Raw genomic sequence first — 10,614 nt, 5'->3', positions numbered from 1 at the left:
GCGGCGGGTCCCCGGCGCCTCTCCCGCCGCCCTCAGGCCCCGGCCCCCGCCGGCCGGGGCAGTCTTGGTTGTGTGTTGGGCCTCGCACCAGCGCCGCCCCCCCACGGCGAGGTCCTTGATCGACAACTGTGATCAACCACACTCGCAACCCCAAATGACCCCGGCCCGGAGGCGGTTGGGAAGTGTGAAGGAAGCGGACGAGGTGTGGATGGAGCCGACTCGGGGGTTCCCTCTGCCACGATGGTCGGCGCCGTACCCGGCGAGGGGAGCCACCGCGCAGCGCAGCCGGTGCTTCTCGTTTCCCTCGTCCCCCTCCTCCTGAGTCCTCGGACTCGTCTTGCGAGTACCGCACTGTGTCTTCGTCGCCCTCCCCTGCCCTGCCCGTCTCGCGCTCGCCCTGGCGGTCGCTGCGGTACCGCAGCATGCGCTGGTGGTCCGTCGCGAACTTCGTGTCGAACGCCGGTACGTGGATGCAGCTCACGGTGCAGAACCTGCTGGTCCTGCAGATCACCGGGTCCGCCGCCGCGACGGGGCTGTCCATGTCCGTGCAGGCGGCCCCTGCCCTGCTGATGAGCGTCCTCGGCGGCGCGGCCGTCGACCGGTGGCCCCGCAAGCTGACGGCGGCCGTGAGCCAGGCGCTGCTCGGCGCGATCGCCTTCACGACGGCCGTTCTCGTGGCGCTGGACAAGCTCGACATGACCTCCCTGATGGTGCTGGCCGCCCTCACGGGTGTCGTGGCGACCGTCGACAACCCGGCGTGCGCGCTGCTGGGCAACGATCTCGTCCCGGCGGAGGACGTGCCCTCGGCCATCGGGGTCGGGGCGCTGGTGCACCAGTCCGGCAGGCTCGTGGGAGCGGCCATGGCCGGTGTGGCCGTGGGATTCCTCGGCACGTCCGCGGCCTACTTCGCGAACGGCGTGTCGTTCCTGTTCGTGGCCTCGGTCATTCCGTTCCTGCGGCCGGCTCCCGGAGCGGTGCGGGAGGTCGCCGCGGGCCCGAAGCGCACCGGCTCGGACATGTCCGTGCGCGAGGGGCTGGCCTTCTTCGCGCGCCGGCCGCGTCTGATGGCGCTCGCCGGGGTGACCGGGATCAGCGCGGTGTTCGGCCGCAACTACGGGCTCACCCTGGCCGTGCTCGTCACCGGGCCGCTCGCGGGTGGCGCCGGTTCGTTCGGCACCGTCTCGACCGTGCTCGCCGTCGGTGGCATCCTCGGCGCTCTCCTCGGCGCCCGGATGCGCCGGCCGTCCGTGCGGCTCGTGGGGGCGCTGGCGGCGGCCGGGGGGCTGCTCCAGGTGGTGGCGGGGCTGTCGCCGTCGCTCGCGGTGCTGATCCTGCTCGTGCTGCCGATGGCGGTGGTGGAGTCCGTCTCCGACACCGCCGGCACGGCCGTCCTCCAGACCGACCCGCCCGCCCACCTGCGGGGTCGTGTGCTGGGCGTGTGGGGCAGCATCGGCACGGTGTGGAGCCTGGGCGGCCCGCCCGCGCTCGGCCTCCTGATGGAACTGGCCGGCGCCCGTGGCGCCCTCGTCACCGGCGGACTGCTCATCGCCGGCTCGATCGGCGCGGGCTATCTGCTGCGGCAGCGCCGCGCCACCACGCCGGTGGTGATCCGGACGGAGGAGGGCGACGTCCACGGGCAGCCGGCGCTCAGCACGGCGGCCTGACCGGGCCCCTCAGGAGCCCGACGGCCGCAGGGCCGTCGTCGCCGCCTTAGCCGCCCGGCGGGTCAGCAGGGTCGTGGAGCGGCCGTCGAGGTACGGCAGGACCACGGCCTGGCCGCCCCAGGTGCGCAGCGTCTCGGCCTCGGGCAGGTCCTGGACGGAGTAGTCGCCGCCCTTGACCCAGACGTCCGGGCGCAGCCGGGTCAGCACCGCCTCGGGGGTGTCCTCCTCGAAGACCACGACGGCGTCGACGCTGCCGAGCGCGGCGAGGACGCGGGCGCGGTCCGCCGCCGGGTTGAGCGGGCGGCCCGGGCCCTTGCGGCGGGTGACGGACGCGTCGGAGTTCAGGCACACGATGAGGCAGTCGCCGATGCGCCGGGCGCTCTCCAGCAGGCCGACGTGACCGGCGTGCACCAGGTCGAAGCAGCCGCCGGTGGCGACCACGGTGCCGCCGCGGGCACGGACGCTCTCCGCGAGGGCGAACGCGTCGGTCGCGGCGTCGTCCGCGGGACCGGGCGGCGGCTCGGTCCGCCACAGGTCGGGGTTGCCCGCACCGCCGGCCGCGACGAACGCGGCGGCCTCGGCGACCGCCCGTTGCAGCGCCTCCTCGGGGAGCAGGCCGTCGGCGAGGGCCGCCGCCGTCGTCGCGGCGAAGCAGTCGCCCGCGCCGCACGGGTCCCCCGCGGCCCGGTAGGGCACGGGCACGAGCATCGGCGTACCGGAGCCGGGCCGGGCCAGCAGCACCCCGCGGTCACCGAGGGTGACGGCGACTCCGGCGGCGCGCCAGCGCTCCGCGAGCCGCGTCCCGCGCTCGGCGTACGCGCCCAGTGACGTCCCTCCGGAGCCCGGGTACAGGGCTCGTGCCTCCGCCGCGTTGGGGGTGACGAGCCGGGCTCCGGGCACGGGCGGGTCGCCCTGGGGGTGCGGGTCCCACACCAGGGGGGTGCGGCGGGCGATCTCCTCCAGGTACGGCCGCAGGGCGCCGGCTGTGTGGCGTCCGTAGTCGGCGACCAGGATCGCGCGGGCGTTCGCCAGGGCCTCGCGGACCGCGCCGTCGGGTTCGCCGGGGGTGCCACCGCCCCGGTCGATGCGGACGACGGGCCGGCCGCCCGCGAGGACGCGCGTCTTGACCGGCAGGGTGCCCTTGAGCGGGAGCTCCAGCAGCCGGACCCGGCCGCGCAGGTCACGCCGTACGGCCTCGCTGGCGTCGTCGTCGCCGAGCGCGGTCACCAGGACCACGTCCCGGCCGCCGCGGGCGGCGAGGGCGGCGGCCAGTCCGGCTCCTCCGGGGTGCCGCCGGTCGCCGGTGACGTCGACGACGGGGGCGGGGGCGTCCGGGGAGAGCCGGGTGGAGACGCCTTCGATGTCCTCGTCGAGGAGGACGTCCCCGACGACCGCGAGCGGTTCCGGTCCGGTCATGAGGTGCTCCCGTGGGTGAGGACCGTGCGCCGTGCGAGCGGTGTGGACACGGCCGTGTCGAAGCACTCGCAGAGCAGGTGGACGGCGACGAGGTGGGTCTCCTGGACGTTCGCGGTGCTGGCGGCGTCGACGCAGAGGGCTTCGTGGGCGGCTTCCGCGAGGGGGTTCGGGCCGCGGCCCGTGAGCGCCCACACGCGCAGTCCGGCCTGCCGGGCGGTCACGGCCGCCGCGATGACGTTGGCGCTGCGGCCGGAGGTGGACAGCAGCATCAGGATGTCGCCGGGGCGGCCGTGGGCGGTGACCTGGCGGGCGTAGACGTGGTCGAAGCCGTAGTCGTTGCCGATGGCGGTCATGCTGGAGGTCTCGGCGTGCAGGGCGAGCGCGGAGTAGGCGCGGCGTTCCTGGCGGTAGCGGCCGACCAGTTCGGCGGTGAGGTGCTGGGCCTGGGCGGCGCTGCCGCCGTTGCCCGCGGCGAGCAGGCGGCCGCCGCCGGTGAGGACGTCGGCGAGCCGGCTGCCCCAGTCCGCGATCTGTTCGAGGCCGTGCGAGCGGAACCGGCCGAGTGCCTCTTCCAGTGACCGGCAGTGCAGGCGGGCGGCATCGAGCGCGGGGTGTGCAGGGTGTTCGCTCATGCTGTTCGGGCGTGCCGCCGCCCGGTGGACGGCGGCGGACCCGCACCTCCTTCGGTCTTCGGGCGTCGGCCGCGGCCGGCGGGTCGGGGACGGATCGGGTCAGCCGGCGCCCGTCGCGGCGGGCTCGGCGTCGAGGACCTCGCAGTAGGCCGTCTCGGTGGCCGCGGCGACCTGGCCCCAGCCGTAGCGGCTCAGGACCCGGCGGCGGCCGGCCGCCCCGCAGGCCTCGCGGGCCGCCGGGTCGGCGAGCAGGCCGGCGACGGCGCGGGCCAGGGCCTCGGGGTCGCGGGGCGGCACCAGCCGTCCCGTGCCCGGGTCGGCGACGGTGTCGAGCTGCCCGCCGACCGCGCTGGCGACGACGGGCACGCCGCACGCCATGGCCTCCAGCGGGACGATGCCGAAGGGCTCGTAGTCGGCGGGGCACACCACGACGTCGGCGGAGCGCAGCAGCGGCGGCACCTCCTCGCTGGGCACGGCGCCGGTGAAGCGGACCCGGTCGGCGACTCCGGCGTCGCGGGCGATGCCGCGCAGCCGGCGCACCTCCGGGTCGTCGTCGAGCCGGTCCGCGGGCGGTCCGCCGACGACGACGAGCTCGGTGCCGGGCAGCCGGGCCAGCGCCGCGACGGCCACCGCGGCGCCCTTGCGCGGCACCAGCCGGCCCAGCTGGAGCAGCCGGTGCGGGTACGGTCCGCGTGGCGCGGCCGGGCCCTTGGGGGTGAACCGGTCGGGGTCGACGCCGCACGGCACGATGCCGATCTTGTGCGAGGGTATGCCCATGCGGGTCAGTTCGGCGGCCTCGTCCCGGCAGGTGGCGACGACGCGGTCGCAGCCCAGCCCGATCTCGGTCTCGCCGGGGATCCGCTCGGGCGGGCTGGTGTCGGCGTGGCGCTGGTGCCGTCGCTTCACGGTGCCGAGGGCGTGGTACGTGTGCAGCAGGGGCAGCCCGTGCGCGCGGGTCGCCCGGAGCGCGGCCAGGCCCGACATCCAGTAGTGCGAGTGCACGAGGTCGGGGGCCCGGGTGCGCCAGCAGCGTGCCAGGTAGCGGCCGAACTCTCCCATGTGCGGCAGGAGTTCGTCCTTGGGGAGCGGTTCGGCCGGTCCGGCGGGGACGTGGTGCACCTCGACGCCGTCGCGCAGCTCCACCCGGCAGGGCAGGTCGGGCGCGTCCCGGCGGGTGTAGACGGTGACGCGGTGGCCCCGGTCGGCGAGCGCCCCGGCGAGGCAGGCGACGTGGACGTTCTGGCCGCCGGCGTCGACCCCGCCGAGCGCGGCGAGCGGACTCGCGTGCTCGGAGACGAGCGCGATCGCGAGGACACCCGGGTCGAGGGGGTCGCCGCCGAGCGGCCCGGTGGGGAAGGGGCTGAGGGACGGGGTCATGAGCACACCTCCGTGATCAGGCGCTCCCAGTCGGCCAGGAAGCGCTTGAGCCCGTAGCGTTCGAGGGCCGCCTGCCGGGCGCGGGCTCCGTCCGCGGCCGCGGCCTCGGGTTCGTGGAGGTAGCGGCGGGCGACGCGGGCCAGGACGTCGGGGCGCGTGGAGAGGGTGCCCGCGCCGGGCGGGACGGCCTCGACGGCGCCGGTGGTGGCGAGGGCCAGGACGGGCAGGCCGAGGTGCATCGCCTCCAGCAGGGACAGGCCGAGGGAGGTCCAGCGCACCGGGTGCAGGTACATGCGGCGTTCGGCCAGCGCCGTGTGCAGTTCGCTCTGCGGCAGGTCGGCGGTGCGGCACCGGTCCGGTGGCAGGCCGAGCCGGCCGGCCAGGCCCTCGGTGCCCATGCCGAACACGTCGAGCGGCACGGCCTCGGCCAGGGCGGGCAGCAGGTCCGTGCCGGTGTACCGGGCGCGTCGCACGGGTTCGTTGACGACGACGGCGGCGCGGGCGAGCCGGCCGGTGTAGCGGTGGCCGGGGTCGACGATGCCGTGTTCGACGACCTCGGTGCGGGTGGTGCCGCAGTCCCAGAACAGCCGGTTGAAGTGGGTGACGTGCACGATCGTCAGGTCGTCGCGGTCGGCGCACGGATGCCGGGTGTCCGGTACGGCGCCGTCGGGCGCGTTGTGCTCCAGGTACAGCGCGGGCACGTCCCGGCCGGGGCGGCGTCCGCCGAGCCACCGCTCGGCCAGCTCGAGTTCGTGCGGGCGTTGCAGGACGACCAGGTCGACGGGCGTGTCGCGGAGTTCCTCAGGGGTGGCTTCGCGGACCGAGGCGGGCCAGGAGAAGGTGCGGGCCCGTCCGAGGCCGTCCGGGTCGCGGCCCGGGGTGACGGGGACGACGTAGGTGTGCGGGCCCTGGACGAAAGCGGTCGTCCAGGAGCCGTGCACGTGCCACAGCAGGATGTTCATACGGCCGCTCCTCGCTCCGTCTGTTCTCCCTGGTCCGCCGGGTCGTCCGTGAGGGCCGCCACGGCGGCGAGCACCTCGGCGTCGGCGATGCCGTCCAGGCAGGGGTGTCCCGGCACGGGGCAGTGCCGGGCCCGGGTGTGCGCACACGCGGCGTGCCGGTCGCCGAGCAGGACGTGGGGTACGCCGTAGGGGGCCCACCGTTCGGCGGGCACGACCGGTGCGAAGAGGCTGACGACGGGTGTGCCGACGGCGGCGGCGAGATGGGCGGGGCCGGTGTTCCCGGCCACCACGGCCCGCGCCCCGGCGAGGACTCCGGCCAGGTGCGGCAGGTCGGTGGCGCCGCCGAGGTCCAGGGCGTGCCGTCCGGCGACGCGCGCGGTCAGGTCCCGCTCGGCGCGGCCCCCGGTGACGACGACCCGGTATCCCTCGGCGGACAGGGCGGCGACGGCCCGTGCCGCCCGGCCGGGGGTCCAGGCGCGGGCGGGGACGGCGGCGCCGGGGTGGACGACGACGTACGGCCCGGGGCCGGTGAGGTGGGTGGTGGGGGGCGGCGGTGTGACGCGCAGTCCGCCGTCGTCGCCGGGCGGCAGGGCGTAGCCGGCGGCGCGGGCCAGGTCGAGGGCGGCCAGGGCCTCGTGGCGGCGCGGCGCTCTGCGGTGCCGCAGGTCGAGCAGTGCGCCCGGGTAGTCCTCGCTGTCGGCGGCGGTCCAGCCGATCCCGGCGAGTCTCAGCAGCAGGGCGATCGGCAGGGGGCTCTGGTGGTACGACACGAGGACGAGCGCCCGGTCGAAGCGGCCCGCCGTGAGCGTCTCCATCAGCCGGCGGGTGGCCGTCCGGGTGACCGGCGGCGGCTCCAGCCCGACCCAGGGGGCGTCGTAGGTCAGCACGTCGTCCGCGCCGGGCAGCATCCGCCCGGCCGCGGCACCCTGCGGCCCGCACAGCAGCGCCGTGTACGAGGATCCGGCCGCGACGGCCCGCACGGCGGGCCCGGCCAGGAGCACGTCTCCGGCGCTGTCGAGGCGGACGACGAGGGTCCGGGGCAGGCGGCTGCGGGAACGGAAGGGGGTCATCGCGGCTCCCCCGTCGGCAGAGCGGGGTGACCGCGCGGTACCGCCGCCGGCGCGGCCCGGTGGCGGCGCGGTTCGCCGGCCGGCCCGGCCGGGCTGCTCCGCCACTCCCCCGTCGCCCTGCCGGGATCCGGCCGTGGCGGTCCCGCCTGCGCGGCGACCGGGGCCGGGTCGAGGGCGAGACGGACCGCGGCGAGCAGGTCGGCCGCCGTGGTGTCGGCCGCCGTGGTCTCCTCGGGGCGGGTGACGGGCGTGGGGACCAGGATGCCGCGGGCCCCGGCGGCACGCGCGGCCTCCATGTCGGCCCCGATGTCGCCGATGACGACGGCGCGTTCGGGCGGCACACCGAGCCGGCGGCACGCGGCCAGGACCAGTCCGGGGGCGGGCTTGCGGCAGCCGCAGCCCTCCCCCGGCCCGTGCGGGCACACGGCCCAGACGGCGAACGGTCCGAGCAGCTCCTCCACGCGCAGGCGTACGTCCTCGACCTGGCGAGGGGTCAGCAGCCCACGGGCCACGCCCGACTGGTTGGTCACGACGCCGACGGGGATCCCCGCGGCGCGCACGGCGCCGACGGCCTCCCGCGCGCCAGGCATGAGCGCGACCCGCGCCGGGTCCCCGTTGTAGGGGACGTCGGCGACGAGCGTGCCGTCGCGGTCGAAGAGGACAGCCGCGGGGAGCGGGCCGCCGGGCTCGTGCGGAGGCCGCCGTACGCCGGTGGGCCCGTTCGCTCCGGAGAGCAGCCATGGGCCGGTGGGGCGGGTCATGACCGCAGCCGTTCCCTGGCCACCGGGCGGGGCGCGGGCGCCGGCTCGCCGGTCCCGAGCGGGGTGAGCGGCCGGGCCGTGCGGTGCGCGAGCCGCCCGCGCAGCCAGTGCCAGGTCGCGGTCGGCGGGATGAGCGCGCTGGTCACGGCCATGGTGAGCACCTCGTCGCGGGTGCGCGGCCCGGGCAGGATCCGGGCCAGGGCGAACTCGGCCGTGCCGGCCAGCCATGCGGCGCCGCAGGCCCCGGCCGGTCGGTGCCGGCCGAGCAGGGCGCAGCCGAGCGCCGTCACTCCCGCCCCGGTCAGGGCGAGGTGCAGGGGCAGCCGGCCGCGGGGCGTCTCCGCCCGGCGCCACCAGTGGCGGCCGTGCAGCCGGGTCATCAGCACGTCGTCGGCGTTGCCGGCCTGGAGACGGAGGGAGGTCCAGCGCCCGGCCGGCCGCACGGGGTGGGTGGTGGTGCGCCGGCCCGTGGTGAGGGTCCAGCCGGCGTCGAGGACGCGCAGGGCCAGGTCGGCGTCCTCCCGGAAGGCACGCCGGAAGCGCTCGTCGAATCCGCCGACGGCGGCCAGCGCGGCCCGGCGGTACGCCATGTCCGCGGTGATCCAGCGGGCGCCGGCGAGTCCGGCCGTGTTGCGTTCCCAGTCGGTGGGGCGGCGGTCGGCGGGCAGCGGCACCTCGATCCGGGCGGTGATCCCGGCGGTCCGATCCGTCGCCGCGGACAGGTCGAGCGTCAGGTCGTCGCCCCAGGTGGGCCCGGGTACGACGTCGTCGTCGAGGAAGACGATCCAGGGCACGTCACCGGCCGCCCGCCAACCGAGGTTGCGTGCGGCGGCGGGTCCGCGCGCCCCGCCGGGTACGACGATGGTGCGCGAGCGCAGGGACGGCGGGACGTCGGCGGTGAGGGGCGGGCCGGCCGCGCCGGGCCGGTCGTCGACGAGGACCACCCGGACCGGCCCCGGTCCGCTCGCCTCGGCCAGGGCGTGCAGGCACACGCGCAGGCTGGGCCGTCCGAGGGTCGGGACCACGACGGCGTACTCGGCGTCCCTTGCACGGGCTTCGGGCTCGGTCATCGCAGGCCTCCGGCGTCCTCGGTACGGAACAGGTCACCGCGGCGGATGGCGTACGGGCCGATGGCAAGCAGATCGACGGGCGAGGAGCCGAAGCACTCCAGGGCGTCGCGCGGGTCGTCGACCATGGGCCGCCCGGCGGTGTTGAGACTGGTGTTGACGACCACGGGCAGCCCGGTGAGCCGCTCGAACTCGCCGAGCATGCGGGCCACGAGCGGTTCGCGGGCCGGGTCGACGGTCTGGATGCGGGCGGTGCCGTCGACGTGGACGACGGCCGGGATGCGGTCCCGCCACTCCTTCGCGACGTCGTGCACGAACAGCATGTACGGGCTGGGCAGCGGGCCGTCGAAGATCTCGGCGGCGCGGTCGGCGAGGACCATCGGGGCGACGGGCCGGAACTGCTCGCGGCCCTTGACGTCGTTGAGCCGTTCCAGGTTGCCCGCGTGCCCGGGGTGGGCGAGCAGGGAGCGGTGGCCGAGCGCCCGGGGGCCGTATTCGGAGCGGCCCTGGAACCAGGCGACGATCGCGTTGTCGGCGAGGGCGCGGGCGACGGTGGCGGCGATGTCCGGGGGCCGTTCGAAGGGCACGGCGGCCGTCTTCAGCCAGGCTCCGAGCTCCGCGTCGGACCAGTCCCGGCCGAGGTCGGCGCCGGTCATGGGCTCCGGTTCGTCGCCCTCGCCGGCGGACAGCAGCAGGGCGCCGCCCAGGGCGGTACCGGCGTCTCCGGCGGCGGGCTGCACCCACACCCGGGAGAAGGGGCCCTCGCGTGCGATACGGGAGTTGGCGACGCAGTTGAGGGCGACGCCGCCGGCGAGGGTGAGCACCCGGTCGTGGGTCCGGCCGTGCAGCCAGCGCACGAGGTCGAGCAGGGTCTCCTCCAGCACGGCCTGGGCGCTGGCGGCGACGTCGGCGTGGTCCTGCGTCCACGGCTCGTCGGGCCCGCGCGGCGCGCACAGCTCCTGCCACGGCACGCCGGTGGCGTGGAAGCCGCCGTCGCCGGTCGGGTACACGTGGCGGCGCAGTTCGGTGAGCATGCGCGGAGTGCCGTGGGAGGCGAGGGCCATCACCTTGAACTCGTCGGAGGAGCGCAGGAAGCCGAGGTGTTCGGTGAGTTCCTCGTAGACGAGGCCGAGCGAGTGCGGCAGGTCCTGGGCGTGCAGCGCCTCCAGCCGGTCGCCGACGCGGCGCGCGGCCAGGTGGGAGGCGCGTTCGCCGCGGCCGTCCAGGACCAGGACGGAGGAGTCGCCGGCGTCCGGTGCGGCGAAGGCGCTCGAGGCGGCGTGGGCCATGTGGTGGGGCACGAAGCGGACGATGCCGGGGGCGAGGCCAGGCAGGGCCGTCCGCAGGAATCCGGGCGCCTCACGGGCGTAGATCAGCCGCAGGTGGTCCCACGGGTCGTCCAGGCCCATGTCCTCGGCGGGCCGGGCGAGCGCCGGGTCGAAGGAGTAGGTGACCGCGTCGAGGTCCTGCGGGCGCAGCCCGGCCCGCTTCAGGCACCAGGCTGCGGCCTTCTCGGGCAGCTCCCAGGCGGAGAACGGCAGGGGGCGCTTGCCGTGCTTGCGCCGGGAGAACCGCTCCTCCTCCGCGGCGGCGACGGTCCGCCCGTCGATGACCAGGGCGGCGGCGGGGTCGTGGAAGAGGGCGTTGATTCCGAGGATGCGCATG

The 10,614-nt window shown here is 76.6% G+C and carries 9 protein-coding genes; 1 reads left to right on the top strand and 8 read right to left on the bottom strand.

The genetic code is table 11. From position 1 onward, the window contains the following. The first annotated feature begins 377 nt into the window (after positions 1 to 377). Positions 378 to 1,664 (top strand): MFS transporter, encoded by a 1,287-nt coding sequence (locus ACZ3I3_RS38775; protein ID WP_467372485.1) that lies wholly within the window; start codon positions 378 to 380, stop codon positions 1,662 to 1,664. A 9-nt stretch (positions 1,665 to 1,673) separates the two neighbouring features. On the opposite strand, the gene rfaE2 is transcribed toward ACZ3I3_RS38775, so the two are convergent. The 8 genes from rfaE2 to ACZ3I3_RS38735 form a co-directional block, all read right to left on the bottom strand. Then, positions 1,674 to 3,080 (bottom strand): D-glycero-beta-D-manno-heptose 1-phosphate adenylyltransferase, encoded by a 1,407-nt coding sequence (gene rfaE2 / locus ACZ3I3_RS38770; RefSeq protein ID WP_467372481.1) that lies wholly within the window; start codon positions 3,078 to 3,080, stop codon positions 1,674 to 1,676. Then, on the bottom strand, positions 3,077 to 3,712 hold the full coding sequence (locus ACZ3I3_RS38765) for a D-sedoheptulose-7-phosphate isomerase (protein ID WP_467372480.1): 636 nt from the start codon (positions 3,710 to 3,712) through the stop codon (positions 3,077 to 3,079). Before ACZ3I3_RS38765 ends, rfaE2 begins: the two co-directional genes overlap by 4 nt. Positions 3,713 to 3,811: 99 nt before the next feature. Then, positions 3,812 to 5,089: a glycosyltransferase gene (locus tag ACZ3I3_RS38760; RefSeq protein WP_467372479.1), complete on the bottom strand. Its 1,278-nt coding sequence runs from the start codon at positions 5,087 to 5,089 to the stop codon at positions 3,812 to 3,814. Continuing rightward, positions 5,086 to 6,051, bottom strand: a complete 966-nt coding sequence (locus tag ACZ3I3_RS38755; protein WP_399416458.1) for a glycosyltransferase — start codon at positions 6,049 to 6,051, stop codon at positions 5,086 to 5,088. The genes ACZ3I3_RS38760 and ACZ3I3_RS38755 overlap by 4 nt, the downstream gene beginning before the upstream one ends. After that, on the bottom strand, positions 6,048 to 7,121 hold the full coding sequence (locus tag ACZ3I3_RS38750) for a glycosyltransferase family 9 protein (protein WP_467372478.1): 1,074 nt from the start codon (positions 7,119 to 7,121) through the stop codon (positions 6,048 to 6,050). The genes ACZ3I3_RS38755 and ACZ3I3_RS38750 overlap by 4 nt, the downstream gene beginning before the upstream one ends. Beyond that, positions 7,118 to 7,882, bottom strand: coding sequence for a D-glycero-alpha-D-manno-heptose-1,7-bisphosphate 7-phosphatase (locus ACZ3I3_RS38745; RefSeq protein WP_467372477.1), 765 nt, complete (start codon positions 7,880 to 7,882; stop codon positions 7,118 to 7,120). Before ACZ3I3_RS38745 ends, ACZ3I3_RS38750 begins: the two co-directional genes overlap by 4 nt. After that, positions 7,879 to 8,952, bottom strand: a complete 1,074-nt coding sequence (locus ACZ3I3_RS38740; RefSeq protein ID WP_467372476.1) for a glycosyltransferase family 2 protein — start codon at positions 8,950 to 8,952, stop codon at positions 7,879 to 7,881. Before ACZ3I3_RS38740 ends, ACZ3I3_RS38745 begins: the two co-directional genes overlap by 4 nt. Continuing rightward, entirely contained in the window at positions 8,949 to 10,613 is a 1,665-nt protein-coding gene (locus ACZ3I3_RS38735; protein ID WP_467372475.1) for a carbamoyltransferase family protein, read from the bottom strand. Before ACZ3I3_RS38735 ends, ACZ3I3_RS38740 begins: the two co-directional genes overlap by 4 nt. Between the last annotated feature and the right edge of the window lies 1 nt (position 10,614).

It is taken from the genome of Streptomyces sp. NPDC016851, assembly GCF_055562795.1.
The sequence above is the reverse complement of the archived record's forward strand: the minus strand, read 5'-3'. Positions and strand labels throughout refer to the sequence as shown.

Coding starts and splice junctions, on each gene's coding strand:
- ACZ3I3_RS38760 (WP_467372479.1), bottom strand. CDS start 5,089: ATGACCCCGTCCCTCAGCCCCTTCCCCACCGGGCCGCTCGGCGGCGAC.
- ACZ3I3_RS38735 (WP_467372475.1), bottom strand. CDS start 10,613: ATGCGCATCCTCGGAATCAACGCCCTCTTCCACGACCCCGCCGCCGCC.
- rfaE2 (WP_467372481.1), bottom strand. CDS start 3,080: ATGACCGGACCGGAACCGCTCGCGGTCGTCGGGGACGTCCTCCTCGAC.
- ACZ3I3_RS38745 (WP_467372477.1), bottom strand. CDS start 7,882: ATGACCCGCCCCACCGGCCCATGGCTGCTCTCCGGAGCGAACGGGCCC.
- ACZ3I3_RS38750 (WP_467372478.1), bottom strand. CDS start 7,121: ATGACCCCCTTCCGTTCCCGCAGCCGCCTGCCCCGGACCCTCGTCGTC.
- ACZ3I3_RS38740 (WP_467372476.1), bottom strand. CDS start 8,952: ATGACCGAGCCCGAAGCCCGTGCAAGGGACGCCGAGTACGCCGTCGTG.
- ACZ3I3_RS38765 (WP_467372480.1), bottom strand. CDS start 3,712: ATGAGCGAACACCCTGCACACCCCGCGCTCGATGCCGCCCGCCTGCAC.
- ACZ3I3_RS38755 (WP_399416458.1), bottom strand. CDS start 6,051: ATGAACATCCTGCTGTGGCACGTGCACGGCTCCTGGACGACCGCTTTC.